23 protein-coding genes are annotated in these 25,255 nt (G+C 72.2%); 6 read left to right on the forward strand and 17 right to left on the reverse strand.

The annotated features are described in order from the left end of the window. Positions 1 to 13 precede the first annotated feature (13 nt). Complete coding sequence (locus tag ACIBNE_RS23940) at positions 14 to 1,033, reverse strand: aldo/keto reductase (protein ID WP_399274704.1); 1,020 nt, start codon at positions 1,031 to 1,033, stop codon at positions 14 to 16. Between the two features lie 181 nt (positions 1,034 to 1,214). Here ACIBNE_RS23940 and ACIBNE_RS23945 point away from each other — a divergent pair, with 181 nt between their 5' ends. After that, entirely contained in the window at positions 1,215 to 1,826 is a 612-nt protein-coding gene (locus ACIBNE_RS23945) for a TetR/AcrR family transcriptional regulator (RefSeq protein WP_399274706.1), read from the forward strand. Positions 1,827 to 1,894: 68 nt separating this feature from the next. On the opposite strand, the gene ACIBNE_RS23950 is transcribed toward ACIBNE_RS23945, so the two are convergent. Continuing rightward, positions 1,895 to 2,320, reverse strand: coding sequence for a DUF1348 family protein (locus ACIBNE_RS23950; protein ID WP_399274708.1), 426 nt, complete (start codon positions 2,318 to 2,320; stop codon positions 1,895 to 1,897). Between the two features lie 120 nt (positions 2,321 to 2,440). After that, a complete protein-coding gene (locus ACIBNE_RS23955; protein ID WP_399274710.1) occupies positions 2,441 to 3,313 on the reverse strand; it encodes an aldo/keto reductase in 873 nt (290 codons plus the stop codon). Positions 3,314 to 3,505: 192 nt separating this feature from the next. On the opposite strand from ACIBNE_RS23955, the gene ACIBNE_RS23960 reads away from it, so the two are divergent. Continuing rightward, entirely contained in the window at positions 3,506 to 4,636 is a 1,131-nt protein-coding gene (locus ACIBNE_RS23960) for an MFS transporter (RefSeq protein WP_399274712.1), read from the forward strand. Between the two features lie 86 nt (positions 4,637 to 4,722). Further along, positions 4,723 to 5,394 (forward strand): TetR/AcrR family transcriptional regulator, encoded by a 672-nt coding sequence (locus tag ACIBNE_RS23965; RefSeq protein WP_399274714.1) that lies wholly within the window; start codon positions 4,723 to 4,725, stop codon positions 5,392 to 5,394. On the opposite strand, the gene ACIBNE_RS23970 is transcribed toward ACIBNE_RS23965, so the two are convergent. From ACIBNE_RS23970 to ACIBNE_RS23990, 5 genes are all read right to left on the reverse strand, one after another. Next, a complete protein-coding gene (locus ACIBNE_RS23970; RefSeq protein WP_399274716.1) occupies positions 5,348 to 6,682 on the reverse strand; it encodes an amino acid permease in 1,335 nt (444 codons plus the stop codon). The genes ACIBNE_RS23965 and ACIBNE_RS23970 overlap by 47 nt on opposite strands. Positions 6,683 to 6,961: 279 nt before the next feature. Then, positions 6,962 to 7,861, reverse strand: coding sequence for an alpha/beta fold hydrolase (locus ACIBNE_RS23975; RefSeq protein WP_399274718.1), 900 nt, complete (start codon positions 7,859 to 7,861; stop codon positions 6,962 to 6,964). 151 nt (positions 7,862 to 8,012) lie between these two features. Continuing rightward, complete coding sequence (locus ACIBNE_RS23980; protein WP_399274720.1) at positions 8,013 to 8,774, reverse strand: MBL fold metallo-hydrolase; 762 nt, start codon at positions 8,772 to 8,774, stop codon at positions 8,013 to 8,015. Next, positions 8,771 to 9,349 carry an NADPH-dependent FMN reductase gene (locus tag ACIBNE_RS23985; protein WP_399274722.1) on the reverse strand — a complete coding sequence of 193 codons (579 nt, stop codon included), beginning with the start codon at positions 9,347 to 9,349 and terminating at the stop codon, positions 8,771 to 8,773. Before ACIBNE_RS23985 ends, ACIBNE_RS23980 begins: the two co-directional genes overlap by 4 nt. A gap of 354 nt (positions 9,350 to 9,703) precedes the next feature. Continuing rightward, the gene (locus ACIBNE_RS23990) at positions 9,704 to 10,702 is read right to left on the reverse strand and encodes an ArsR/SmtB family transcription factor (protein WP_399274724.1); all 999 of its coding nucleotides are present in this window, start codon (positions 10,700 to 10,702) and stop codon (positions 9,704 to 9,706) included. A gap of 195 nt (positions 10,703 to 10,897) precedes the next feature. Here ACIBNE_RS23990 and ACIBNE_RS23995 point away from each other — a divergent pair, with 195 nt between their 5' ends. Continuing rightward, on the forward strand, positions 10,898 to 11,179 hold the full coding sequence (locus ACIBNE_RS23995) for a hypothetical protein (protein WP_399274726.1): 282 nt from the start codon (positions 10,898 to 10,900) through the stop codon (positions 11,177 to 11,179). A 386-nt stretch (positions 11,180 to 11,565) separates the two neighbouring features. Continuing rightward, positions 11,566 to 13,089, forward strand: coding sequence for a glycosyl hydrolase family 18 protein (locus tag ACIBNE_RS24000; protein WP_399274728.1), 1,524 nt, complete (start codon positions 11,566 to 11,568; stop codon positions 13,087 to 13,089). Positions 13,090 to 13,203: 114 nt separating this feature from the next. Here the strand turns inward: ACIBNE_RS24000 and secD are convergent, their stop codons facing one another. The 9 genes from secD to ACIBNE_RS24045 all read right to left on the reverse strand — a co-directional run bounded on the left by secD (position 13,204) and on the right by ACIBNE_RS24045 (position 23,502). Next, positions 13,204 to 15,537 (reverse strand): protein translocase subunit SecD, encoded by a 2,334-nt coding sequence (gene secD / locus ACIBNE_RS24005; RefSeq protein WP_399274730.1) that lies wholly within the window; start codon positions 15,535 to 15,537, stop codon positions 13,204 to 13,206. Between the two features lie 89 nt (positions 15,538 to 15,626). After that, the gene (locus tag ACIBNE_RS24010; RefSeq protein WP_399274732.1) at positions 15,627 to 15,995 is read right to left on the reverse strand and encodes a hypothetical protein; all 369 of its coding nucleotides are present in this window, start codon (positions 15,993 to 15,995) and stop codon (positions 15,627 to 15,629) included. Positions 15,996 to 16,092: 97 nt separating this feature from the next. Beyond that, positions 16,093 to 16,719: an SGNH/GDSL hydrolase family protein gene (locus ACIBNE_RS24015; protein WP_399274734.1), complete on the reverse strand. Its 627-nt coding sequence runs from the start codon at positions 16,717 to 16,719 to the stop codon at positions 16,093 to 16,095. Next, positions 16,716 to 17,558 (reverse strand): sugar phosphate isomerase/epimerase family protein, encoded by an 843-nt coding sequence (locus tag ACIBNE_RS24020; protein WP_399274736.1) that lies wholly within the window; start codon positions 17,556 to 17,558, stop codon positions 16,716 to 16,718. The genes ACIBNE_RS24015 and ACIBNE_RS24020 overlap by 4 nt, the downstream gene beginning before the upstream one ends. Further along, the gene (locus tag ACIBNE_RS24025) at positions 17,555 to 18,988 is read right to left on the reverse strand and encodes a polysaccharide lyase 6 family protein (RefSeq protein ID WP_399274738.1); all 1,434 of its coding nucleotides are present in this window, start codon (positions 18,986 to 18,988) and stop codon (positions 17,555 to 17,557) included. Before ACIBNE_RS24025 ends, ACIBNE_RS24020 begins: the two co-directional genes overlap by 4 nt. A 51-nt stretch (positions 18,989 to 19,039) precedes the next feature. Then, a complete protein-coding gene (locus ACIBNE_RS24030) occupies positions 19,040 to 20,326 on the reverse strand; it encodes an alpha-L-fucosidase (protein ID WP_399274740.1) in 1,287 nt (428 codons plus the stop codon). 67 nt (positions 20,327 to 20,393) lie between these two features. Continuing rightward, entirely contained in the window at positions 20,394 to 21,260 is an 867-nt protein-coding gene (locus tag ACIBNE_RS24035) for a carbohydrate ABC transporter permease (RefSeq protein WP_399274742.1), read from the reverse strand. After that, the gene (locus ACIBNE_RS24040) at positions 21,257 to 22,225 is read right to left on the reverse strand and encodes a carbohydrate ABC transporter permease (RefSeq protein WP_399274744.1); all 969 of its coding nucleotides are present in this window, start codon (positions 22,223 to 22,225) and stop codon (positions 21,257 to 21,259) included. Before ACIBNE_RS24040 ends, ACIBNE_RS24035 begins: the two co-directional genes overlap by 4 nt. Beyond that, positions 22,222 to 23,502: an extracellular solute-binding protein gene (locus tag ACIBNE_RS24045; RefSeq protein ID WP_399274746.1), complete on the reverse strand. Its 1,281-nt coding sequence runs from the start codon at positions 23,500 to 23,502 to the stop codon at positions 22,222 to 22,224. The genes ACIBNE_RS24040 and ACIBNE_RS24045 overlap by 4 nt, the downstream gene beginning before the upstream one ends. Before the next feature lie 548 nt (positions 23,503 to 24,050). On the opposite strand from ACIBNE_RS24045, the gene ACIBNE_RS24050 reads away from it, so the two are divergent. Beyond that, positions 24,051 to 25,061 carry a hydroxyacid dehydrogenase gene (locus tag ACIBNE_RS24050; protein ID WP_399274748.1) on the forward strand — a complete coding sequence of 337 codons (1,011 nt, stop codon included), beginning with the start codon at positions 24,051 to 24,053 and terminating at the stop codon, positions 25,059 to 25,061. The last annotated feature ends 194 nt before the right edge of the window (positions 25,062 to 25,255 follow it).

A 25,255-nucleotide genomic window follows, 5' to 3' on the forward strand; every position in this document is an offset into this window, starting at 1 on the left:
CACACGTGTGCGATCAGCGGCGGCGCAGGGCCGGGTCGAGCAGGGAAGGGGGCGTGTCGTTCTTCTCGTGGGCGGCCAGGTCGACGCCGGGCGCGACGACGGCGTCGATCGCGTCGAGGACGTCGGCGGTGAGCACCGTGTCGGCCGCCGCGAGCTGGGAGCGCAGGTGGTCCGGCGTGCGGGGGCCGATGAGCGCGCTGGTCACGGCGGGGTGCGCGGTCACGAAGCCGAGGGCGAGCTGGATCAGGGTCAGACCGGCCCCGTCGGCGATCGCGGCCAGTCGCTCGACCACTTCGAGCCGCGCCCGGTTGGCGGGCAGGGTCAGGTCGAAGCGCTGCGGCATGAGCGTCGAGCGGCTGGTGGTGACGGCGCGGCCCTCGCGGACGGCGCCGGAGAGCCACCCCGAGGCGAGCGGGCTCCACGCGAGCACGCCGAGTCCGTACTCCTCGGCCACGGGCAGGACGTGGGACTCGATGCCCCGCTGGAGGATCGAATAGCTGGGCTGTTCGGTCGCGTACCGGCCCAGGCGGTGCTCGCGGGAGACCCACTGGGCCTGCACGATGCGGTACGCGGGGAAGGTCGAGGTGCCGAAGCAGCGGATCTTGCCCGCGCGCCGGAGGTCGGTGAGGGCCGCCAGCGTCTCCTCGTCGCCGGTGCCGGGGTCCCACCGGTGGATCTGGTAGAGGTCGACGTGGTCCACGCCGAGGCGGCGCAGGCTGTTGTCCAGCTCGGTGACCAGCCAGCGGCGCGAAGCGCCGCGGTGGTTGCGCCCTTCGCCCATCGGCAGGCCCGCCTTGGTGGCCAGCACGACGTCGTCCCGCCGGCCCGCGATGGCCTTGCCGACCAGTTCCTCCGACTCGCCGCCGCTGTAGGCGTCGGCCGTGTCGATGAGGTTGACGCCCGCCTCCAGGGCCGCGTCGACCAGGGCGGTCACCTCTTCCTGCGAGGTGTTTCCGACCCTGCCGAAGTTCATCGCGCCGAGCGCGAGAGAGCTGACCTGCACGCCGGTGCGGCCCAATGTGCGGTACTGCATGACTGTGTCCCTTCGTCACGGACGGACGTCACGGGCGGACGGGCCCGGACGGAGCGGCCCGGATTGTCGTCCGCCCTCCGCTCTGGCACCATCGGCGACAGAAAAAGCGGAACGCCGCTCCGTTAAAGACGATACGGAGCAGTGTTCCGCTTTGCAAGGCCGGGATCGAAGGAGTGCCACGGTGAACGACGGCAAGCAGGACGCGGGAGGCCCGCCCACGCCCAGGCGGAAGGACGCCAGGCGCAACCAGCAGGCCCTGCTGGACGCGGCGGCGGCGGTCTTCGTCGCCTCGGGCGTGGACGCCCCGGTGCGCGACATCGCGGCCAGGGCCGGGGTCGGGATGGGAACGATCTACCGGCACTTCCCCACCCGCGCGGACCTCGTCGTCGCGGTCTACCGCCACCAGGTCGACGCCTGCGCCGAGGCGGGCCCTGCCCTGCTGGCGGCCGGGCCCACCCCGCACGCCGCACTCGCGCGCTGGGCCGACCTCTTCGTCGACTTCCTGGTGACCAAGCACGGCCTGGCGAGCGCGCTGCACAACGACGGCGACGGCTTCGACGCGCTGCACACCGTCTTCCTGGAGCGCCTGCTGCCGGTGTGCGCCGAGCTGCTCGACGCGGCGGCCGCGTCCGGCGAGATCCGGGCCGGCCTCGACGCGTACCAACTGCTGCGCGGCATCGGCAACCTCTGCATCGGCGACGACAGCGATCCGCGGTACGACGCGCGCGGCCTGGTCGCGCTCCTCGTCGCGGGGCTGCGCACACCCGCGCCCCAGGATTCCGGCCGGGCATGAGAGATGCCCCTGCGGGCCGACCGGAAGGTCGGCCCGCAGGGGCATCTCGGGGGCGGTGCTCGTGACGCCTACCGGGGGCCGAGGATCCTCCGGTCGGCCTCGGCGATGCGCAGGTCGTTGATGCTGGCCTCGCGCCGCCGCATGAGCCCGTTCTCGTCGAACTCCCACTGCTCGTTGCCGTGGCTGCGCCACCACTGGCCGTCGGCGTCGCGCCACTCGTACTCGAAGCGCACCGAGATGCGGTTGCCCGTGTAGGCCCACAACTCCTTGCGCAGGGCGTACTCCTGCTCCTTGGCCCACTTGCGGGTGAGGAAGGCGACGATCTCCTCGCGGCCGGTCAGGAACTCGTCGCGGTTGCGCCAGGCCGAGTCCGGCGTGTAGGCGAGCGAGACCCGCTCGGGGTCACGGCTGTTCCACGCGTCCTCGGCCGCCTGGACCTTGGCCGCGGCCGTCTCGGCGGTGAACGGGGGAACGGGGGGTCGTACGTCGGTCATTCCGGGCTCCTGATGATCGGTTGTCGGTCGGCGGTTGCCGCCCGGCGGTTGTCGGTCGGCGGTTGCCGCCCGGCGGCTGGCGGCTGGCGGCTGGCGGCTGGCGGCTGGAAGGGGAACGGGTCATCCGCACGCGCCCACGAGCGCGGGGACGGCGTCGAGTTCGGGAAGGGCCTCGATGGCGTCGAGTTCGGCGGCGGAGAGGACCAGGTCGGCGGCGGCCGCGTGCCCGGCCAGGTCGCGCAGGTCCTTCGTGCCGGGGACCGGGACCACGTACTCGCCCTGCGCCAGGAGCCAGGCCAGGGCCACCTGCTCCGCGGTCGCCCCGCGGCGCCGCGCGACGGCGCGCACGGCCGCCGACCCGGCCGGGCCGACGCGACCGAGCGGCGCGTACGGCAGGAAGGCGATGCCCCGCTCGCGCAGGCAGGGCAGGATCCCGGCCGCGGAGCCGCGCGCGACCGGCGGCATCTCCGCCTCGACCGCGTCGACCCGGTGGATCTCCTGCGCGCACCGGATCTCCGCAGGCCCTGCGTCGGAGAGACCGACGGCCCGCACCTTGCCGGTGGCGACGATCTCGGCCAGGACGCCCCAGCTCTCCTCCAGCGGGACCAGCGGGTCGATCCGGCGCAGGAAGTAGAGGTCGACGTGGTCGGTGCCCAGCCGTCGAAGGCAGGCGTCGACCGCCGCGCGCAGGCGATCGGGGTGCCCGTCGTGGCCCAGCCCGTCCTCACCCATGGTGAGCCCGGCCTTCGCGACCAGGACGGCCTCGTCACGGCGGCCCGCCAGCGCCCGGCCCACCAGCCCCTCGCGGGTGTAGGGGCCGTAGAGGTCCTCGGTGTCGATGAGGTTGACGCCCAGGTCGAGCGCCCGCCGGAGGACGGTCACGGAGGTCGCGTCGTCGCGGCCCAGCGGGTCGTACCCGAAGGAAGTGCCCGTCGCGCCCAGTCCGATCCGGCCGACGGTCGCGCCAGTGGCTCCAAGGGTGGTGGTGCGCATGTGCCGTACCTGCTCTCTCTGATCGCGGGGCGGGCCCGGAAGGGGGCACGCGTCGGGCACCGGGCGTCGAGCACCGGCCGTCACCCCGAGCACGCTAGACCGGCCGCCCCACAGAGTCAACCGATCGGTTCATTCCCAAAACTGATCGGTTCAGTATTGACAGTGAACCGAATGGTGTAGTTCATTCGTGTCATGGCCACCAACATCGGAGCGGCCCCGCCCGCCCCCAACGCCGCCGACCCGCCCACCACGCGAGCAGGGGGCCGCCGGTCCGGCGGCCCCCTGCTCGTCGCGCTCGCCGCGCCCGCCGCGATGGGGGTCTCCGGGCCCTCGCTCGCCCTGTCGGCCGCCGCCCGAGACCTGGCCGTCTCCCCCGCCTCGGCCGCCTGGCTGATGACGGCCTTCGGAATCGGCATGGCGATCGGCACCCCCTTGCTCTCCGGAACGGCCGGGAAGCGCGGGCCCGCGGGGATCATCCGCGCGGGCGCCCTCCTCCTGGCCGTCGGCGCGCTCCTGGTCCTGCTGGCCCCGGGCCTCCCCGCGGTGGTCGCCGGGCGCGCCCTGGAGGCGGCGGGCGCGGCGGGCATGAACGTCGCGGCCTTCCAGATCGCGGGCCGGGACGGCAGGGGCCGTACGGCGGGGCTGGTCGCCATCGGAAGCGCGGCGGGCGGCACGGCGGGCCTGTTCGCCGGGGCGGCGGTGGCCGACGCGGTCGGCTGGCGCGGCGCCATGGTGCTCCCGCTCCTGAGCCTGCTCGTCCTGCCGCCCGCCCTGCGCCTGGCGGGCAGGGACCGGCCGAAGGCGGGCGCGGGACGCGCCGCGGCCCGCCCGGCCGACATCCTGCGGGACCGTGGATTCCGTGCCGCCGCGGGACTGATGCTCGCGCTCTCGACGGTCAACTTCGCCCTGATGTACGCCGCTCCGCGCCGCGTCGCCGATCTGACGGGCTGGAGTTCCGTGGAGACCGGCGCGGCGGCGTCGGCGGCCGCGCTGGCCGGGGCCCTGCTGTCCTGGTCACTGATCCGCGCCGCCCCTTCGCTGGGCGAGCGCGGGACGCGGGCGCTGCTGGCCGCCGGGTCGCTCGCGGCCCTGGCCGTCGCGGCCTTCTCGCCCTGGCCGACGGCCGTGCTGCTCGGCTCGGGGGCGAGCGCACTCGTGACGGCGGCCGGTCAGGGACTGCTGACCGTGGCGGCGACGAGGGACCTGGACGACGACCGGCACGGCCTCGCGGTCGGCTGGTTCAACCTGGCGTTCCTGGTCGGCGTGGCGGCCGGGCCCGCCCTCGCCTCCTTTGCAGACCAAACCGTTCAGTTCATATACTGAGCCCCGCCCTCCCCTTCCCAGTTCCCTCCCCTTCTCCCAGCTCTCCCCCTCCACGAAGCCCCGACCCCAACCGCGTAAGGACTCCCATGGGCGCCGAAACCCAGGACACCGTCGACCAGTACGGCATCCCGATCATCCCGGACCCCGCCGACGCGGCCTCGCGCAAGCACCAGGCCATCGTCGACGCCGCTCTCACCGAGTTCCTCGCCGAGGGGTACTCGGCGGCGTCGATGGAGGCCATCACCAGCCGGTCCGGCGTCTCGAAGGCGACGATCTACAAGCACTTCGGCAGCAAGGAGCGGCTGTTCCTCGCCGTCGTCGGTGGCGTCCTGCCGAAGACGTACGCCGGTCTGAAGCCCTTCAACTCCACCATCGCCGAGGCGACCGACCTGCGCGCCGCCCTCGTCCAGCTCACCACCGACTGGGCCCGCATCCTGCTGCGCCCCGACATCATGTCGCTGCGCCGCCTGGTGATCGGCGAGATCGACCGCTTCCCGCAGCTCGGCCAGCTCTGGTACCGGGTGAGCTACGAGATGAACAACGGGCCGCTGATCGACGCCTTCACCGAGCTTCGCGCCCGTGGCGCCCTGGACGTGCCCGACCCCGGTCTCGCCGTGCAGCAGCTCGTCGCGGTCACGGTCGGGGTGCCCCAGCTCGTGCACACCTTCTCCACCGGCACAGAGGTCGACGGGGCCGAGCTGGACCGGATGATCAGCTCGGGAGTGGATCTCTTTCTCGCCCGGTACGCGCGCTCCTGACGCTCCGGTACCAGGCCCAGGCCAGCAGTCCCGCCGTCCAGGCGCCCGTGGTCAGGATCTGCGTCCGGCTCTCCGCGTCCCCCAGCATGAAGAGCAGGATGCCGCCGATCGTGGCGAGCGCCGCGGCCGCGGGCACGGACGGGCCGTGCAGCCGCAGGTGGGAGGCGGCGATCAGCGCCCAGACGACGAGGATCGCGGCGCCGATCGAGTTGAGCAGGAACGGGAAGACCGTGCGCGGCCAGAGCAGGCTCAGCACGACCGAAACGAAACCGAAGGCAGCCGAGGCCAACACCGCGGCGTACGGCACCGAGCCCCTGGTCAACCTGGCCAGGGGCCGCGGTGCGTCGCCGCGTCCGACGAGGGCGTACAGCATCCGGGACGAGCCGTAGACGTTGGCGTTCATCGCCGACAGCAGGGCCACCAGCACCACGGCCTTCATCAGGTCGGCTGCTCCCGGCACGCCGATGCTCTCGATCGCGGCGGCGTACGGGCCGTCGGCCACGCCCGGCGCGTTCCACGGCACCAGCGCCACGATCACCGCCATCGACCCGATGTAGCAGACCGCGACCCGCCACATGACGGCCCGTACGCCCCTGCGCACCGCCCGGACCGGGTCGTCGCACTCCGCCGCGGCGATCGTCACGGTCTCCAGGCCGCCGAAGGCGAACACCGCCGCGACCATGCCGACGGCCACCCCGTGCCATCCGTGCGGCAGGAAGCCGCCGTCCCCGAAGAGGTGCGACGTTCCCGGTGAGGCGTGGCCCGGCAGCGCCCCGGTGACGGCGGCGGCCCCCAGCGCGAGGAAGCCGAAGATCGCGGCGATCTTCAGTCCCGCGAACCAGAACTCCAGCTCGCCGAAGTGCCGCACTCCCGCGAGGTTGCTGAGGGTGAACAGGCTCATGAACGCGGCCACCCACGCCCAGTCGGGCACGGCCGGCACCCAGCCGCTCATGATGCGCGCGGCGCCCAGGGCCTCGGCGGCCACGCTGACGACGAGCAGGGCCCAGTACATCCAGCCGGAGAGCAGCCCCGCCCACGGCCCGAACGCACGCCGCGCGTGCTCCGCGAAGGAGCCCGTGACCGGCCGTGCGGCGGACATCTCCCCCAGCATCCTCATCACCAGGGCCGCGAGGACGCCCGCGAGGAGGTACGAGACGAGGATTCCGGGTCCGGCGGCCGTGATGCCGATCCCCGACCCGACGAACAGGCCGGCTCCGATGGCGCCACCCAGCGCGATCATCGTCAGATGGCGTTGGCGCAGTCCCGCGCCCAGGCCGTGCTCCGTCATGCGTTCCCCCCGGAAGTCCCGCCGCACGTCCGGAAGTCCGGACGAACAGCGCCCGATCATGGCCGAATGGGGCGGGTGCGACAAGCGGGTTCCGGCCCCTGGGAGTCCCGCGGTCTTCCCTGGGACGGAGTGGGACGGCGCGGGACGGCGCGGGACGGGCGGGGAGGCCGGGGAGGGTGGGGAGGGAACGCCGAACGGGTGGCACAGCGTCTGCTGTGCCACCCGGTGCGGGAGGAGGGGGGGGCGCCGTCCGTGAACGGTTCGGGCGGCGGGAGCCGGTCAGAGCGTACGGGCGAGGAAGTCGCGGATGAGGGCGGCCAGTTCGGGTCCGTGGGTCTCCAGGGCGAAGTGGCCCGCGTCGAGCAGGTGGATCTCCGCGTTCGGCAGGTCGCGGGCGAACGCTTCGGCGCCCGCCGGGCCGAAGATCTCGTCGTTCTCTCCCCAGGCGATCAGGGCGGGCGGCTGGTGGGTGCGGAAGTACTCCTGGAAGACGGGGTAGCCGTCGAGGTTGAACTGGTAGTCCCAGAACAGCTGGAGCTGGATCTCCTTGTTGCCGGGCCGGTCGAGGCCGGCCTGGTCGAGCGTCCAGGTGTCGGGCGAGATCCGGTCCAGCCGGTCGGCGGGCACGCCGTGGGTGTACTGCCAGTGCGTGGCCTCGGCGGTGAGCAGTTCGCGTACGGCGGGCTCGTGGGCCGCGCGGTCCTTGGCGTGGGCGAACAGGACGTCCCAGAAGGGGGTGAAGCCTTCCATGTAGGCGTTGCCGCTCTGGCTGACGAGCGCGGTCACCCGGCCGGGGTGGCGGGAGGCGATCCGCAGGCCGATCGGGGCGCCGTAGTCCTGGATGTAGAGGGCGAAGCGCTCCACTCCCAGGGTGTCGAGGAGGTTCAGGGTGATGTCGGTCAGCGCCTCGAAGCTGTAGGTGAACTCGCTCGTCGACGGGGTGTCCGACTGGCCGAATCCAAGGTGGTCGGGGGCGATCAGGTGATACGAATCGGCCAGGTCGCGCAGCAGGTTGCGGAACATCGAGGAGCTGCTGGGGAAGCCGTGCAGCAGGACCAGGGTCGGGTTGGCCGGGTCGCCGGCCTCTCTGTAGAAGATCCGGTGGCCCTGTATCTCGGCGGTGTGGTGGCGGACCTGGTGCAGGGCGGTGGTCTCGGCGGTGGTGACGGTCTGCGGCATGTCGTCGTCCTTGTGGTGGTGGGGCCTCAACGGCCCTGGAAGGGGTGTTCGTGGAGGAATCCGGCAGCCCGGGATCGAGGGCTTGGTCCGGAGGCGAAGGTGCGGGCCGGAAGCAAAGGTGCGGGCCGGGATCCAGGGCGGGCGCCGGGGTTCAGAGGTGTTCGGGGACGCCCGGGGCGAGCCAGCGGAGGCGTCCGGCCAGGTCGGGCGCGGTGAAGGCCTCGGTGATGCGGGCCGGGTCCTCGGCGAGGTGGTCCCAGGAGTCGAAGTGGAGCGGGACCACGGTGCGTGCCCGGAGAGTCCGGGCGAGGGCCGCGCCTTCCCGTGCGCTCAGGGAGAAGGCGCGGTCGCCGGTGGAGGGGAAGCGCGCGTCGCCGAAGTGGAGGAACGCGGTGTCCACGGCGAAGCGTTCGCCGATCTCGGCGAGGGCGTCGTGGCGGACGGTGTCGCCGGAGACGTAGAGGGTGCCGCCGTCGTACTCGACGACGAAGCCGGTGACGGGTCCCGTGGCCTGTTCGGTGCCCTCGGGGCCGTGCCGGGCGGGGGTGGCCGTGACGGTCACGGTGGTGGTGCCGGTGGAGACCTTCCGGGCTTCCCAGGTGCGCAGCCCCTCGGCCCGGCCGCCGAGCCTGTCGGCGGCCTCCGGCGTGGTCAGTACGGACGCCGCCCGGCCGATGACCCGGCGTCCCGCGTGGTCGAGGTTGTCGAAGTGCTGGTCGTGCGAGAGCAGCACCAGGTCGATGGGCGGCAGGCGGTCGGCGGACAGCGCGGGTCCCGTCGTGCGGTGCAGCGGGCGTACGGCGGGGTAGTCGGCGGGGCCGGGGTCGAGCGCGGGGTCGGTGAGGACGGTCAGGTCGCCGATGCGCAGCAGGACGGTGGCGGTGCCCAGGTAGGTGGCGGTGACGGCGCTCACGACCGGTCCCGCGCCGCTTCCGCCTTGGAGCGGAGCTCGGAGAGCAGGCCCTGGAGCAGGTCGATGGTGACCTGGTCGGTGAGGTTGCCGTCGCCGTCGAAGCGCTCGTGCGAGCGGAACACGTGGACCTCGGGCTTGACCACGACGTCGCTGTTGGTCCAGACGAAGACCTGGCGGAGGGCCAGCTGGGCGCGGACGGTGCCGAAGTTGGTGGGGGCGGCGCCGAGGATGGCGGTGGGCTTGCGGTGCAGCGGCAGCCCCTCGGTCTTGGTCCAGTCGGTGCTCAGCCAGTCGAGCGCGTTCTTGAGCACTCCGGGGATGGAGTAGTTGAACTCCGGGGTGGCTATCAGGAGTCCGTCGGCCTCAAGGACGCGGCGGCGCAGCTCCGCCACGACGGCCGGACGGCGCTCGGGGGTGTCGAGGTCCATGTCGTACGGCGGGATGTCGCGCAGGTCCTCGTAGATCTCGATGTCCAGGCCACCCGGGTTGAACTTCTGGGCCGCGCGCAGCAGTTGGGTGTTGTGCGAGTCGGCGCGCAGCGAGCCCGAGATGGCGATGATCTTCGAAGCGGTCATGGGGTGGCTCCTCGGTGTGGTCGGTCGGGGTGGCGCGGTGCCGCCCTGACACCGAGAAACTTAAACCGATCGGTTCACCCTGTCAACCGATCGGTTCAGTCTTCAGATCGAACCGTTCAGTTGAGTGTATGAACCAGTCGGTTCAGGCATGGGTGGGCCCGGAAGCCCCTGACGGGAGGCGGTGGTTGTGTTCGATCACCGTTGAATACATGGCCGATCCCGTGCCGCGTCACGGACGATGTCCTGGCAGGCGCGGCGTGCAGCGCAGGGGACTGCACGCCGGGCTGCCACCTCGGAAGGGCGGCAGCCGGTCGACGGACAGCGGGCGCCGAACGGCGGGCGTGCCCGGCGGTGTCAGTCGTGCCGGACGTGCGACTCCAGCAGGGCGATGCCCAGGGAGGTGGCGGCGTGCAGCACGGCCTTGCCCTCGCGCCTGGTAGTGATCAGCCGGGCGTTGCGCAGCACCTTCGCGTGGTAACTCGCGGCCGCAGCCGAGACGTTGAGACGCCGGGCCAGCTCCAGCGTGCTGCACCCGTCGGCCGTCGCCTCCAGCGCCTCCGCCCTGGTCCGGCCCAGCAGGTCGCCCAGGGAAGGGGCGCCGTCCGCGTCCGCCTCCCACAGGGCCCGCAGGGTCTCGGCGTCGCCCGCGGCGGGCACGGCGAGGACCGGTGCCCGGCCGGGGTCCAGCGGGGCCATCAGCAGTTCCGCCCGCGACGAGGAGAACATCGTGGGCGTGATCACGATGCCGCGCCCGTCCAGATGGATGTCCCCGTCCCCGGGGTTGCTCATTTCGAGCACGGGCGGCCGCCAGTTGAGCATCGGCCCGCTGAGCGCGGCGAGCAGCCGCTCCACTCCCCCCTCGCTGAGCGTGCGCGCGTACCCGGAACGCGTCGCGGCCAGGTGGGTCCGCACGCGCTGCCAGTAGGGGGCGACCGTGACGCCGTGACAGGCCCGCAGCGCCCCGGCCAGCTGGAGCCTGGTCTCCCGGTCGCCTTCCACCAGGAGCCTCGCCCAGGGGAGGTGCGCCCGGTCGAACGCGATGTGCCCCAGCTCCGCGCGCAGCAGGGCGCGGGGAGCGGCCAGGAGGTTCTCCACCGCTTCGTCGATGGAGGTGGAGTCCCCCGCGAGGCCCGACATGTCGACGACGGGGCCGCGCACGGGCACCAGCGCGGCGAGCGGCGCGACCCGGTCGTCCAGGCGGTGCGTCAGCGACGCGCGCCACGGATCGAACGCCCGGCGGGTGTCCTGGCCCTTGAGGAGCTTGAAGCTGTCGAGCGTCTCCGCCGCCACCCCGATCGTCGGGCCCAGCCTGGTCCGCGCTATGTCCTCGGCCGTGAAGTGGATCCGTTTCACTGAAGCGTTCCCGTTCTGGTCGTACCTGCGCCCAGACTCGCAACCCGCCCGGGATCCACGCAACGATCCTTCAGGCCAGAGCTGTCGCGGCGAAGGGACTCCGGGCACGGGAAATGCGGACATTTCGGAGTAACCTTTCTGCGGTCGCGGCGGTTAAGGGTGCGTTCGCCGTCCCCTCCCGCACCGGAGCTCCGCATGCCCCGTTTCCGCACTCGCCTCGCCGTGGCCCTGCTGGCCGCGGCCGGTTCGCTCGGGTTCGCCTCACCGGCCCTGGCCCACTGCCCCGACCCCGCCCCCCTGCTGCTCTCCGACGAGAACTTCGTGCGCTTCGTCCAGGAGTCCCCGGAGGAGCAGCGGCTCATCCTGGAGAACGCGGAGTACCGCGCGGTGTGGCTGGAGTGCCCGCGGCCCGACCACGTCGAGAAGAACATGTGGGGGCCCGGGTACATCTGCCTTCCCGAAGGCGTCGTGCAGTAGGACCGTCCGCCGGGGCGATCCCGTTGGAGGCGCGCGGGCGGGGTCCGAGAGCCCCTGCCCGCGCCCCGGGCCGGCCGATCCATCGGCCGGCCCTTTCCGTTGCCCCGCGGGAGCGGCGTCCCTGCGCGACGACGTCACGAGACAACCTTTACCCAGCAGGGCCACGGCGCGACCCCGACCGCCCCCGCGCCCGCCCAGCCCCTCTGACCAGCGGGCCCGCCGCGCACGGCGCCGCGCACGGTCGCCCGGGGTCGCCGACACCCTTCAAATTGGTCTAGTCCTCATTTGGTTCAGACCATTGACATGCCTATGACCGCCGGACTATCCCGGAGGGCGACGTCAGTTCCTCATCCCCACTCGACACCCCCCTCACCTCTTGGATGGCCATGAGACGTATGCGTTCCCTCCGTGCCGCTCTCACCGCGGCGGCCACCGCACTGGCCGCACTGGGCCTGACCGCGATCTCGGGCTCCCCGGCCCAGGCCGCGACCCCGCTCCCCCCGCACGTCTTCGCCCCCTACTTCGAGTCGTGGACGGGCGAGAGCCCCGCCGCCCTCAGCGCCCAGTCCGGGGCCAAACACCTGACCATGGCGTTCCTCCAGACGGCGACCAAGGGCTCCTGCACCGCCTACTGGAACGGCGACACCTCGCTGCCCATCGCCGCGTCCTCCTTCGGCACCGACATCAAGACCATCCAGGGGCGCGGCGGCGACGTCATCCCCTCCTTCGGCGGCTACACGGCCGACACCACCGGGACCGAGATCGCCGACAGCTGTACGAACGTCGACCAGGTCGCGGCCGTCTACCAGAAGGTCGTCACCACCTACGACGTCCCCCGGCTCGACATGGACATCGAGGTCGACGCGCTGGACAACACCGCTGGCATCGACCGGCGGAACAAGGCCATCAAGAAGCTCCAGGACTGGGCCACCGCCAACGGCCGCAAGCTGGAGATCTCGTACACCCTGCCGACGACCACCCGCGGCCTGGCCGCCAGCGGACTCGCCGTGCTGAAGAACGCCGTGAGCAACGGCACCAAGGTCGACGTCGTCAACCTCATGACGTTCGACTACTACGACAACCAGCCCCACGACATGGCGCAGGACACCAAGACCGCCGCGCAGGGGCTCTACGACCAGCTCGCCCAGCTCTACCCGGGCAAGACCCCGGCCCAGCTCTGGGGCATGATCGGCATCACCGAGATGCCCGGCGTCGACGACTTCGGCCCCGCCGAGACGTTCACCCTCGCCAACGCCAGGACGGTCTACGACTGGGCCGTCGCCAAGGGGATCAACATGATCTCCTTCTGGGCGCTCCAGCGGGACAACGGCGGCTGCCCCGGCGGCGGCGCCAGGGACAACTGCTCCGGCATCGAGCAGAACACCTGGGACTTCACCCGCGTCTTCGCGCCCTTCACCAACGGCGGCACCGTACCGAGCAACGACTTCTCGCTCACTGCCGCCCCCGCCTCCGCCACCGTCACGGCGGGCGGCTCGGTGAGCAGCACGGTGAAGACCGCGGTGACCACGGGAACCGCCGAGACCGTGAACCTCACGGTCAGCGGCGCGCCCACCGGTGTCACCGCCACCCTCAGCCCCACGTCGGTGACGGCCGGAGGCACGTCCACGCTCACGGTCAACACCACATCGGCGGCCGTCAACGGCACGTACCAGCTCGTGGTCAACGGCGCGAGCCCCTCGGCCGCCCACTCCGCGACGTTCTCCCTGACCGTCACCGGCGGCAGCGGCAACCAGTGCACGGCCGCGCCCTGGTCGTCCGGCGCGATCTACACCGGCGGCCAGCAGGTGTCGCACAAGGGCCACACGTGGAAGGCCAAGTGGTGGACCACGGGCGAAGAGCCCGGCACCACCGGACAGTGGGGCGTCTGGCAGGACCTCGGCGCCTGTTGAGCCCTCCGCCGGGCCGGGAATTCCATCCCCCGCCTCCCCGGCCCGGCGGAGTCGCACCGGTGAGTGGGCCCGGCCGAACGAGGTCCGGGCCCACCCGCCACTGCGGGGCGCGCGTCAGACCACCGCGCCCGTGTCCCGCTCCCGCCTCCTCCGCCGCTCCGACGGGCCCTCTCCCCGGCCCCCTTCCGCGCCGCGGCCATCCGGCACGGAAGGGGGCGCCGCCGGGTTGCGGTGTTCGAGCGCGACGGCCAGCGGGACCGCCGTGAACACCGTCGACGCCGTCCCCGCCACGACCCCGGCGATCAGCGCCAGCGAGAAGTCCGCGAGCGAGTCGCCGCCGAGCACCGCGAGCGCGGTCAGGATGAACAGCGCGCCCATGCCGGTGTTCACGGTGCGCGGCAGCGTCTGTACGACGGCGCGGTTCGCGGTGGTCGCCAGGGCGGCCCCCGGATCGCGCCTGCGCGCTTCACGCACGCGGTCGAAGACGACCACCGTGTCGTTGACCGAGTAGCCGATCACCGTGAGCACGGCGGCGAGGAAGACGCTGTCGACCGGCTTGCCGAGCCAGGCGAACAGACCCGTCACCAGCAGCACGTCGTGGACCATCGCGGAGACGGCAGCCGCCGCGAACGTCCAGCGGAACCGCACGCTCAGGTAGAGGAGTTGGGCGGCGACGGCCACGCCGAGCGCGATGAGGGCCTTCTGGCGCAGCTCGGCGCCGAGGCTCGGGCCGATCAGTTCGTCGCGTTCGACGGTGACCGTGCCGCCGTGCTCCGCCAGGGCGGCCTTGACCCGCAGTTGTTCGTCGTCGGTCAGTTTCTCCGTCCGTACGGTGATGTCGCCGTCCCCCGACTCCTGCACCACCGCCCGGGGGAACCCCGCGTCGGACACGGCGGAGCGCGCGGTGTCGGCGTCGACGGGCCTGCTGGTGCCGTACTCGACGAGGCGGCCGCCGGTGAACTCCACGCCGAAGTCGAGCCCGCGCAGCACGATGCCCGCGACGGCCACGGCGACCAGGAGCGCGCTCGCGCCGAGCCAGCGGCGCCTGTGGCGCACCAGGTCGGGGTCGCGGCGGGCCAGCCAGCCGCGCACCCGCCCGGTGGCGGCGATGCCGGTCAGGGCCGGGCGCCTGCGCACGGGGCCGCGGCCGACGGCGAACTCGGCCAGGACGCGGGTGATGACCAGGGCGGTGACCATCGAGGCGAGGACGCCGATGCACAGCGTGACGCCGAAGCCCTTGACCGGGCCGGTGGCGAAGAAGAACAGGAGCCCCGCCGCGAGGAGCGTCGTCACGTTCGAGTCGACGACCGCGCTCCACGCCTTCGCGAAGCCGGTGCGCAGCGGTTTCGCCAGGTCGCGGGATCTGACGGCGAGGTAGTCCTCCCTGGCGCGTTCGAAGACGAGGACGTTGGCGTCCACGGCCATGCCGATGGCCAGGACGAATCCGGCGAGCCCCGGCAGGGTGAGCGTCGCGCCGAGCGCGACCAGGGCGGCGTACGAGATCAGTCCGTACAGGCCGAGCGCGAGGGAGGCGAGCGCGCCCAGGAGCCGGTAGACGACGGTGATGAACAGGGCGGTCAGCACGATGCCGATGACGGCGGCCTGGGTGCTCGCGGCGATCGCGTCGGCGCCGAGCGTGGGGCCGACCGTGCGCTGTTCGACGACGTCGACGGGGACGGGCAGGGCGCCGCCCTTGACGAGCGCGGCCAGTTCGCGGGCCTCGGACTGGCCGAAGCCGCCGGTGATCTGGGTGGAGCCGCCGGTGATGCCGGTCCCGCACGGCACGTCCGGGTTGACGGAGGGCGCCGAGATGATCCGGTCGTCGAGCGTGATGGCGACGCGCCGCTCGGGGGATCCCTGGGGCGCGCAGGCCGCCTCCCCGGTGATCCGGGACCAGGTGCCGCCGGCCTTCTTGCGGAATTCGAGGGAGACGGTCCAGCCCGCGAGGGACTGCTGGTCGAGGACCGCCTCGGCGTCCTTCACGCCCTCGCCGGTGAAGGCCGTGGGGCCGAGGACCAGGTGGCTGCCGGGCCGGTCGGGGTCGGGCAAGGTGCGCGAACCATCGGCTGCGGGCTTCGCCGCGCCCTTGGCCGCGGTCTCCCCCTTCACCGGGTGGACGGTCAGCTGGGCGGTGCGGCCGATGACCTCGGCCGCCTTGCGCGGGTCCTGGACACCGGGCAGTTCGACGATGATCCGCTTCTCTCCGGAGCGGGCGATGCTGGGTTCGGCGACGCCGAGTGCGTCCACCCGCTGCCTCAGTACTTCAAGGGCGCGGTCGGTGGAGCGGGCGTCGGCCCGGACGGTGGGCGAGTTCCTGGTCTCCAGGACGATCTGGGTGCCGCCGCGCAGGTCGAGACCGAGGCGGGCGGTTTGGGTGAGGGCGACGTACAGGGACAGGGCGACGACGGCGAGCGCGACGACCGCCCGCCACAAGGGCGCGCGTTTCATGGGTTCTCCACGATGAGGGCATGACGAAGGAACGCGTGACCGGTGGGCGCGGAGTGCGCCGGGTCAGGCGTTGGGGACGGTCTGCTTGCTCATCGGTGGGGAGGGCCGCGCGGCGCGGCGCTGCCGGCCGCCCCGTGCGGTGGTGTGCCCGGGGCCGCGGGGGCCGTGTCGGGCCCGCCGAGTGCGCGGCGCGGCGCGCTGTCGACGGGGGTGCGCGCGGCGGGTACGGGGTGCGGCTCGGGGGCGGGGGCGTCCAGCCGGTGCGGTGCGGTGACGCGGAGCGCCGGGATGTCCTCGGGGCTCGTCTTCCTGCCCGCGTCGGCCCTCTCGTGCTGACCGAGCGGGGTGAGTGCCGCGCTGTGCGCGGCGGCCGTGGACGGGACGAGGAAGACGAGAACGGTGAGGACGAGGGAGAGGGCGGACGCGGCGAGGCGCGCGGAACGGCCCTGTCGCACCATGCCTGCCCCCGATCCCTTCGCCCGCGCCCCGAACGGCCGGGCACGGAACGGAAGCGCACGACGCGCCCCGCCCCTCCCAACGTACGGAGCCGCGTGATCAGTTCCGCGTACCGGGAGCGACCGCCGTCAGCCAGGCGTCGGCGATCAGTCTGCTGCCGCGCGGGCCCGGGTGGACCCCGTCGGGGGCCAGCGCCGCGGGCCCCGTCTCCTCGGCGGCGCGGGGCAGCGCCAGGTCCGCGCGGACCGTCCGTGCGTCGTGGGCGCGCGCCACGCGCAGGACCGCTTCCGTGCGCGGCGCCAGGTCCTCGTACCAGGTCTCCTGCTCGGGTGTGACCGGGAGCAGGAACGGGGTGATGACGACCAGGCGGGCGCCGAGCTCGTCCCTTGTGCGCGCGAGGAGCCGGTCGAGGCACGCCTCGAACTCGTCGACCGGGCTGAGCAGGCCGCGGTCGTAGCGCCGCCAGGTGTCGTTGATGCCGATCTTGACCGTGACGACGGTGGGGCGGTGTTCGACGACGTCGGCGCTCCAGCGGGCTTCGAGGTCGTACACCCGGTTGCCGTTGACTCCCCGGTTGATGACGGTGGGTCCTGCCGCGGTGCGCAGGCTCCGCGCGATCTCCCGTACGTATCCGTCGCCGAGCGAGGCGATGTCCGCGCGGTCGCGGCCCGCGTCGGTGATGGAGTCGCCGACGAACAGGAGCCTGTCGGCTGCCGTGATGTTCATGTCCCTCTCCTCGGTGAGCGCGCTCGGGCACCCGCGTCGGCCGGATGCGCCGGGCGTGCCGGTCCGTCGGCCGCCGCGCGCCGCAGTGTGCCGGCCTCGCGCGACAGTACTGCGGGGTCGTTGTCCGGTACGAACTCCAGGAGCGCGTCGGGGCGCAGGCCGCGTGCGCGGAGCAGGTCGAAGACGCCCGTCCACAGCTCGTCGCGCGCGGCCAGCGGCAGTCGGTGGTTGCCGGGCCACCACGAGAAGACGTGCACCGCGCTGACGCGGTCGGCGAGTGCGGCGAGCCCCGCCAGTGCCTCGTCGTCCGGGGAGTCCAGGGGCGGCTGCCAGTACGTGCGCAGGTTCGGCGCGTCGGCCTCCTCCAGCAGCCGGAGCGTGGAGGCGACGGTGTCGGTGAGGGTCCCGGTGTGGAACTCCAGGGAGAGTTCGACGCCGTGGTCCGCGGCGATCAGGGCCGCCTCGCGCAGCCGGGCCGCGGTGCCGCGCCGCTCGGACGACCCGGTCTCCCGCGATCCGCTCCGGCCCGCCCAGACCCGCATCCGCGGTGCCCCGAGGAGCACCGCGGCGCGGGCGAGCGCCGGGAAGGAGGCGCTCTCGCCCGGGTCGGCCCTGAAGTAGGAGCCGTACGAGCAGCAGACGAGCCCGGCCCGTTCCGTGGCGGCGCGCACCGCGCGGACCGCGTCGGGGTCCTGCGGGGGCGCGTGGACGTCCGCGCCCCACTCGACCGCTTCGAGTCCGGCGTCGGCGGCGCGGCGCGCGACCTCGTCGGCGGTCAGGTGCCGGAAGGTGACCGAGCACAGGCCGAGCCTGTGCCCGGTCGGGGCGTACTCGGTCATGAGGCGTTGGGGCCCACGTCCGAGGGGGTGAGGGGGCGGCGCACCGGTGCGGCCGTCGCGTACTCGTCGGCGCCGACGTCCCGCGCGCTGCCGCGCGGGTGGCCGTCGATGTCGTCTGCGACGGTCGTCCCCAGCAGTTTCGCCTTCCCGATCGCCTGGCTGCCTGCCGTGAGCCGGAACACCCCGTCGGAGCCCTGGGCCAGGCCGGGGTCGACCCGGGTGAAGCCGCCGGAGGGGATGTTGCCGTCGGCCGCCGCGCCCCACAGGATGTTGCCCTGCCAGGTGAAGTCGGTGGTGGCGCCCATCTCGACGAGGGTGCCCGCGTCGCCGACGAGCAGGTTGTCGGCGATGACCACCTTCTGGGGCTCGTACGTCCTGCTCTCTCCCGAGAGCGCGCGGGCGTTCTTGTACAGGGTGTTGTGCACGATCACCGCGCGGTCGCACGCGTCGTTGCCGCGCCGCTGTTCGGGCGTCTCGCCTGAGTTGTGGTCGCGGGTGCTGCCGCTGCCGACGACCAGCGCGCGGCCCGAGAGGCCCGCCAGGTAGTTGTTGACGATCACGTGGTCGTTGCCGTAGAGGCGCAGGCCCTCCTTGCCGCCGATCAGGTGGTTGCTCTCGACGCGGGTGCGGTTGCCGTGGCGCAGGACGATGCCGCCCTCGCTGTCGCGGATGGTGTTGTACCGGACGGTGTTGTCCGAGGACTTGACCGAGATGGCCTCGGGGTCGCCGTCGCAGCGCTCGAAGAGGTTGTACTCCACGACGGCGCGGGCGCTGCTCAGCGCCCGGGGGCTCACCCCGAGGCGGATCGGCTCGCCGCCGTTGTCGCCGGGGAAGGTGTGGTCGGAGAAGTGGTTGCGGAGGATGTGCACCCGCTGGGCCATCGCCGAGGTGCCCGCGCCCTCGACGCCGAGGAAGACGCCGAGCGTGGTCTTGCCGTGGAAGTGGTTGCGGTCGATCTTGGTGTCGTCCGCGCGGACCATCACCCAGTGCATGCCCTCGATGTCGGCGAGCTGGAGGTCGTTGCGGGTCAGCCTGATGTGGGAACAGCTCTCGGGGATCTCCAGGGTGCTGCCCTGCCGCAGGGAGAAGTTGGAGATCGTCACGTGGCTGGAGTCGCTGAGGGCGAAGCCGTTCTCGCCCTTGAGGACCGCGCCGCCGCGGCTGGCGGCGGTGATGGTGATGGGGGCCTGTTCGGTGCCGTGCTTGCCCGACACCTCGATGGAGGTGCCCGCGGGGACGGTGTAGGTGCCGTTGGCCAGGACGATCCGGTCGCCGGGCGCGGCGTTGTCGATCGCGTTCTGGAGGGCGCCGATGGAGTTGACGGGGACGTCGGTGTACGCGCAGGCCTCCGCCGCGCTGAGGGTGCCGAGCGGAAGGGCGGCGAAGGCCGCTCCGAAGACGGTGCCGGTGAGAAACGTGCGTCGTTCCATGATGCCTCCGTGGGGGGGGTGCGGGGTGGATGACCGGACCTGCCTGGGGGTTCAGGCGTCGGCCGGGGGTTCCAGGAACAGCTCGATGACGGGCACGGGCGTGTCGGGTCTTTGGACGGGGAGTTGGAGGGTCAGGGTGCCTTCGGGCTGGCCGCCCATTTCGGTGTTGAGCGCGGGTTGTCCGGGGGCGATGTGGACGCGGACGATCTCGGACGCGTCGTTCAAGAGTTGGGCGTAGCGCACCCGGCCCGCGAGTCCTGGCAGGTGCAGATGGCGCAGCGGCCAGGAGAACAGGTGGAGGTAGAGCCGGTCGCCGCGCTGGGTGTAGCGGCAGTCCGCGGGGGCGGTGTACGGGGAGGGGCCGCAGCCCCGTACGGACCGCTCGTGCAGGTCCGTCCAGCGGCCGAGCCCGCCGAGGAGGGCGACGTCCCGGGGGTCGAGGTCGCCGCGGCCGTTCGGGCCCACGTTGAGCAGGAGGTTGCCGCCCTTGGAGACGCCGTCGACGAGCATCCGGATCAGCAGGTCGGCGCTCTTGTGGTCGAGGTTGTCCCGGTCGTAGCCCCAGCTCCCGTTGAGGGTCTGGCACGCCTCCCACACCACGGGCCGGCCGTCCTTGGTCATGGGGCTCGTGGGCTGGTACTGCTCGGGGGTGACGAAGTCGCCCGGCAGGCCGGTCCTGTCGTTGACGAGGACGTGCGGCTGGAGTTCGCGGATCGTCTCCAGCAGCTTCGGGGAGTCCCAGTCGTCGGGGCCCTTGCCGCCCCACCAGTGGCGGCCCGCGTAGGAGAAGTCGAAGAACAGGTAGTCGACGCGGCCGAAGCGGGTCAGCAGTTCGCGCACCTGGCCGTGGAGGTAGCGCCGGTACACGCGGATGTCGCGGTCCGCGGCCGCGGCCTTGAACTCCTCGTCGTCGCGCTGCGGGTGGGTGCCGTCCACGGGGAAGGACGGGTGGTGCCAGTCGATCAGCGAGTAGTAGAAGCCGACCTTGAGCCCTTCGGCGCGGCAGGCGTCGACGAACGGCTGGAGGAGGTCGCGGCCGTAGGGGGTGTTGGTGACCTTGTAGTCGGTGAGGTCGCTGTCCCAGAGGCAGAAGCCGTCGTGGTGCTTGGTGGTCAGGACGACGTACCGCATGCCCGCGGCCTTGGCGGTGCGCGCCCACCGGACGGGGTCGTAGCGGTCGGGGTCGAAGTGGTCGAAGTAGACCCGGTACTGCTCGTCGGTCTGCTCCTCCCGGTTCTTGACCCACTCGTGCCGGGCGGCGAGGGAGTACAGGCCCCAGTGGACGAACATGCCGAACCGGTCGTGGGTGAACCACGCCGTGTCGGGGGTGGGGGTCACGGGGTGCGGGTCCTTTCGGGGTGTTCGGGGGCGTGCGGGGCTCTGGGGATTCGCGGTCCCGCCCCGCTCAGCCCTTCAGCGCGCCGGAGGCGAGGCCGTGGACGAAGGAGCGCTGGAAGAAGAGGAAGACGATCACGGAGGGGAGCAGGGCCAGCAGCGAGGCCGCGAGCACGACGCCGGGGGTGACGTCGGGGTCGATGCGCAGGGTGCGCAGGGCCAGCGGCAGCGTGTAGGAGGAGGAGTCGGTGGCGACCAGGAGCGGCAGCAGGTACTGGTCCCAGATCATCGTGAAGCCGAAGACCCCGATGACGCCGAGCGCGGGCTTGCACATCGGCAGGATGATCTGGGCGAAGATGCGCAGGTCACCGGCGCCGTCGATGCGGGCGGCCTCTTCGAGTTCGCGGGGCACGTCCTTCATGAACTCGGTCATCACGAGGATGGAGAAGCCCCAGGCGCCGAGCGGGACGATCATTCCGGCGAGCGTGCCGATGAGGTTGAAGTGGACGACCGGCAGGTCGGCGAGGATCACGGACAGCGGGAGCGCCAGGATCTCCTCGGGCAGCATCAGCGTGGCCAGGATCGCCACGAGGACGATCGTCATGCCGGGGAAGACCTTCCGGGCCAGCGCGTAGCCGGCGAGGACGGAGACGGCGACCTGGAGCAGCAGGCCGAAGCCGACCACGAAGAAGGAGTTCAGCAGGTACGCCAGCACTCCCTGGTCGAAGGCGATGCGGAAGTTGTCCAGGGTGGCGCCGGAGGGGATGACGCTCAGCTGGGTGGGGTCCTTGACCTTGCTGAAGGCGCTGACCAGCAGCGCCAGCAGGGGACCCGCGAAGACGACGAGGACGAGGAGGTAGGTGACGGCCTTGACGATCCGGCCGCCGGGCCCCTTGCTCTCGGTGAGACCCAGTGCGGTCTCGGTCGGCGCGCTCATTTGCTCTCCCTGCGTCGCACCAGGTGCACGACGACGGTCAGGATCAGCGTCGCTACGAAGAGCAGGACGGCTCCCGCCGCTCCGACGCCGAGTCGGTTCTGTTCGAGGCCGAGCTTGTAGATCAGGGTCATTACGACCTCGGTGGAGCCGTCGGGCCCGCCGTTGGTCAGCAGGAACACCTCGGTGAACACGCGCAGGCCGCGGATCGCCGCGAGGATGAAGAGGATCGAGAACACCGACCGCAGTCCGGGCACCGTCACGTGCCACACGCGCTGGAACCTGGAGGCGCCGTCGACCTTCGCGGCCTCGTACAGGCCGCGGTCCACGCTCGCCAGTCCGGCGAGGAAGATCATCATGTCGTACGGGGCGCCCCGCCAGATGCCGGTGACCATGATGGAGGCGAGGGACGAGTCGGGGTCGTTGATGTACCCGGAGGGGCCGAGCCCGACCATGCCGATGAGGGAGTTGACCATCCCGTCCTCGGTCGGGTGGTACATGATCCGCCACAGTTCGGCGACGACCGCGATCGGCACGACGACCGGTAGGAACGCCGCGGAGCGCACGAACGACAGGCGGCGCCCCTGCCCCTCCATCAGGAGGGCGAGCACCAGGCCGAGGATCATCGAGCCCGCGGTCTGCCCCGCGGCCAGGACCACGGTGTGCCAGGCCGCTTCGCGGAAGCCCTCGGAGCCGAGCACGGTGGCGTAGTTCTCGGTGCCGACCCACCGGTTCCCGAGGTACGGCTGGACCTCCTGGAAGGACATGGTCAGCGCGTTGGCCATGGGGATGAACTTGAAGTACAGGAAGAGGAGCAGCGCCGGGGCCAGGAACAGCCAGGGCGTCCACCAGCGTCCCGCCCTGCGGCTGCGTGCCGTACGGCGTGCGGTGGCCGGCGGCCGGCCGGCGGCCGCCGACGCGGCCCGCGGGCCCGGGGGTGGCGCGTGCTTCAGCTGGTCGAGGCTCATGACGCGGCGATTCCCTGTTCTTCGAGGATGCCGGCGAGCTGCTTGTCGAGGGCGCGCAGCTTGATCCCGGTGTCCAGACCGCAGTCGGCCATCAGGGCGTTGACGGTCTCGGCGGTGACCTGTCGCACGGCGGTCCAGTTGGGGACGGAGGGGGCGTACCTGCCGGAGGTGCGGTACACCTCGTCGTAGGTCCGCCAGCGAGGGTCGGGGCGGACCTGGGAGATGTCCACCGTCTTGTTGACGGGCAGTTGCACAGTGAAGCCGGTCTCGCCCTTCATGCCGGTCTTCTGGCCTTCGGCGGAGACGGCGAAGTCGGCGAAGGCGTCCTGGCCCGCGCGGTTCTCGGAGCCGGCCATCAGGTAGACGGAGCCGCCCTCGGCGAGCACGGTCGCGTCCTTGGGGCCCTTGGGCATCGGGACGACCTCGTACTTGTCCTTGCCGAGCGCCTCGTCGAAGCGGGGCAGGAGGTAGGGGCCGACGGCGAACATGCCGGTCCTGCCCGCCTCGAACGTCTCGTTCGTGGGCGGGGTGTCCATGGTGACCGCGCCGGGCTGGATGGCCTTGTCCTTGCAGCCGAGGTCGCGGAACCACTGGACGGCCTCGACCGACGCGTCGGTGGTCATGGCGGGCTTGTACTTCCCCTTGCCCGACTCGGCTATGAAGTCGCCGCCCGCGGCCCAGAGGAAGTTGGAGAAGTACCAGGAGGCGTAGCCGCGCTTGGTGGAGAGCGGGGCGGCGAGGCCGTAGGTGTTCTTCTTGCCGTCGCCGTCCGGGTCCCGGGTGGTGAACGCCTTGGCCATGGCGGCGAAGTCGTCCCAGTTCTTCGGGGTTTCCAGCTTGAGCTTCTCGCGCCAGTCCTTGCGGATGAGCAGGGCGGTGGCCTGCGCGGAGTACGGCAGGCCGTACTGCTTGCCGTCCAGGCTCTTGCCCGAGCCGAGGCCCTGCGGGGTGATCTGCCCGCTGTTCTTGATCTTGCTGAGGTCGATCTCCCTGAGCAGTCCCTGGCTGTGCATGGCGCCGAGCTGGGTCACGTCGTTCAGGACGATGTCGGGGAGCTTGCGCTGCGCGGCCCGCTGCTGGAGCTTGGTCTCGAAGTCGTCGAAGATCGCGGTGACCTTGACCTTGTAGCCCGTCGCCTCGGTGAAGGCGGCGGCGAGCGCGAGCGTGCCCTTCTCGCCCGGTCCGCCCGGTGTCGTACGGGTCCACAGTTCGAGCGTCGCCTCGGCGTCCTGCTTGACGTCCGACCCCGCGGGGCCCGAGGTACAGCTGGTGAGCATCAGCGCCGACGCAAGGAAACCTGCACCGATCCACCGCGATCTCTGCATCGCAACTCCCGTTTCACCGCTTCACAGTCGCCTCTAGTAAGCGCTTGCCGGGGACGCTAACGGGGCACCAAATCCCGGGTCAATACTCCGATGAATACAATATTTTCGAGGGCGCTCGTGGAACGCCGGGTGAACAGTCCCCCGTACGTCGCTCCCCCGCGCCCGCCACCTCCCGACGGGAGCCCGGACCCGGGGGCCTCGCCCGTCAGCGCGGAGATCTTGCTGCACAGCGCGGTGACCGTACGCGTTCACCCCGATCCCCTACGATGTCGACGCCGCCCCGGCCGACCGCGCGCCGCCGTGCCGTGCGCCACCACTTGAAGTCAGAACATTCATCCGATGTATGGTCACCGCACCGGGTGGCGACGTACCTTCGGACCTGGCCCGTCGCCCCCTCCCTTCGCGCACGGGCCCCCGCCCTCGCGCGCCCGGCCGGCCGCCGGGGCGCGGACCGCACAGCTGACGGGACGTCAGCGCCGTAGCCGAGGAGCGTCATCGACATGCACGAGCCCGCGTCCGAACCGACAGCGCTGCTGGTGATGGAGGAGGAGCGGAGGCCTGACGTCTACCCGCCCGACGTGCTGGCCGACATCGACCGGCTCGTGCGACGCCCCGGCCCCGACCTCACCAGGGAGCAGCTGGCCGAGCGGCCCGACGCGCTGCGCCGCGCGGACGTCCTGCTCACCGGCTGGGGCGCGCCCGTCCTGGACGCCGCGTTCCTGGAGCGGGCGCCCGCGCTGCGGGCGGTCTTCGTCGCGGCGGGCTCCGTGCGGCACCTGACGACGCCCGCGTTCTGGGAGCGGAACATCCCGATCGTCTCCGCCGCCGCGGCCAACGCCGTGCCGGTGGCGGAGTTCGCCCTCGCGCAGATCCTGCTCGGGCTGAAGCAGACGTACCGCATGTCCCGCGAGGTGGCCGACAGCCGGAGCTTCCCGCGCGACCCGGCGGTCGCGGGCGCCCACCGCTCGCGCGTGGGCCTGCTCGGGCTCGGACACATCGGCCGTCTGGTGGCGGAGCACCTGCGCCGCTTCGACGTCGAGATACTGGCGACGGACCCCCTCACCGACGCGGAGGCCGCGCGGAAGTTCGGCGTGCGGCTCGTCGGCATCGAGGAGCTGTTCGCCACCTGCCACGTCGTGAGCCTCCACGCACCGCTCCTGCCCGAGACGCGCGGGACGGTCGGCGCGCACCTGCTGGACTCGCTGCCGCCGGGCGCGACGCTGCTCAACACCGCGCGGGGCGCCCTGATCGACGAGGAGGCGCTGACCGGCGTCCTGGCCGCGCGGCCCGACCTCACGGCGGTGCTCGACGTCACGCACCCCGAACCCCCGGTCCCCGACTCACCGCTCTTCACCCTCCCCAACGCCGTCCTGACGCCCCATCTCGCGGGCGCGCTCGGCGCGGAGCGCCACCGGCTGGGCCGGCTCGTGCACGACGAGTTGGAGCGCTTCCTGCGGGGCCGCCCGCTCCAGCACGCGATCGACCCGGCCCGCGCGGCGTCCCTGGCCTGATCCGGGAACCGGCCGTCCGCACCAGGAGGCTGTCACCGCGCACATCGCGGCGACAGCCTCCACGCGTACCCCGCGCGAGGGCACATCCGGTTGCCCGATCGGACATCGAAGAGGTGGGGCCACCTCCCCCGCGGATCGGGGAGGGAACCGTAGTGAACCGGAGAAATCGCGCGCATAACGTCTGAGGCACACGG

Source organism: Streptomyces sp. NPDC050504, from assembly GCF_044458065.1.
Classification (GTDB): Bacteria; Actinomycetota; Actinomycetes; order Streptomycetales; family Streptomycetaceae; genus Streptomyces.

What these genes read in the sequence shown, in the direction of transcription:
- ACIBNE_RS23940 (WP_399274704.1), bottom strand. Translation starts at nt 1,033, where the DNA reads ATGCAGTACCGCACATTGGGCCGCACCGGCGTGCAGGTCAGCTCTCTC.
- ACIBNE_RS23950 (WP_399274708.1), bottom strand. Translation starts at nt 2,320, where the DNA reads ATGACCGACGTACGACCCCCCGTTCCCCCGTTCACCGCCGAGACGGCC.
- ACIBNE_RS23955 (WP_399274710.1), bottom strand. Translation starts at nt 3,313, where the DNA reads ATGCGCACCACCACCCTTGGAGCCACTGGCGCGACCGTCGGCCGGATC.
- ACIBNE_RS23960 (WP_399274712.1), top strand. Translation starts at nt 3,506, where the DNA reads ATGGCCACCAACATCGGAGCGGCCCCGCCCGCCCCCAACGCCGCCGAC.
- ACIBNE_RS23965 (WP_399274714.1), top strand. Translation starts at nt 4,723, where the DNA reads ATGGGCGCCGAAACCCAGGACACCGTCGACCAGTACGGCATCCCGATC.
- ACIBNE_RS23970 (WP_399274716.1), bottom strand. Translation starts at nt 6,682, where the DNA reads ATGACGGAGCACGGCCTGGGCGCGGGACTGCGCCAACGCCATCTGACG.
- ACIBNE_RS23975 (WP_399274718.1), bottom strand. Translation starts at nt 7,861, where the DNA reads ATGCCGCAGACCGTCACCACCGCCGAGACCACCGCCCTGCACCAGGTC.
- ACIBNE_RS23985 (WP_399274722.1), bottom strand. Translation starts at nt 9,349, where the DNA reads ATGACCGCTTCGAAGATCATCGCCATCTCGGGCTCGCTGCGCGCCGAC.
- ACIBNE_RS23995 (WP_399274726.1), top strand. Translation starts at nt 10,898, where the DNA reads ATGCCCCGTTTCCGCACTCGCCTCGCCGTGGCCCTGCTGGCCGCGGCC.
- ACIBNE_RS24000 (WP_399274728.1), top strand. Translation starts at nt 11,566, where the DNA reads ATGAGACGTATGCGTTCCCTCCGTGCCGCTCTCACCGCGGCGGCCACC.
- secD (WP_399274730.1), bottom strand. Translation starts at nt 15,537, where the DNA reads ATGAAACGCGCGCCCTTGTGGCGGGCGGTCGTCGCGCTCGCCGTCGTC.
- ACIBNE_RS24010 (WP_399274732.1), bottom strand. Translation starts at nt 15,995, where the DNA reads ATGGTGCGACAGGGCCGTTCCGCGCGCCTCGCCGCGTCCGCCCTCTCC.
- ACIBNE_RS24015 (WP_399274734.1), bottom strand. Translation starts at nt 16,719, where the DNA reads ATGAACATCACGGCAGCCGACAGGCTCCTGTTCGTCGGCGACTCCATC.
- ACIBNE_RS24020 (WP_399274736.1), bottom strand. Translation starts at nt 17,558, where the DNA reads ATGACCGAGTACGCCCCGACCGGGCACAGGCTCGGCCTGTGCTCGGTC.
- ACIBNE_RS24025 (WP_399274738.1), bottom strand. Translation starts at nt 18,988, where the DNA reads ATGGAACGACGCACGTTTCTCACCGGCACCGTCTTCGGAGCGGCCTTC.
- ACIBNE_RS24035 (WP_399274742.1), bottom strand. Translation starts at nt 21,260, where the DNA reads ATGAGCGCGCCGACCGAGACCGCACTGGGTCTCACCGAGAGCAAGGGG.
- ACIBNE_RS24040 (WP_399274744.1), bottom strand. Translation starts at nt 22,225, where the DNA reads ATGAGCCTCGACCAGCTGAAGCACGCGCCACCCCCGGGCCCGCGGGCC.
- ACIBNE_RS24045 (WP_399274746.1), bottom strand. Translation starts at nt 23,502, where the DNA reads ATGCTCACCAGCTGTACCTCGGGCCCCGCGGGGTCGGACGTCAAGCAG.
- ACIBNE_RS24050 (WP_399274748.1), top strand. Translation starts at nt 24,051, where the DNA reads ATGCACGAGCCCGCGTCCGAACCGACAGCGCTGCTGGTGATGGAGGAG.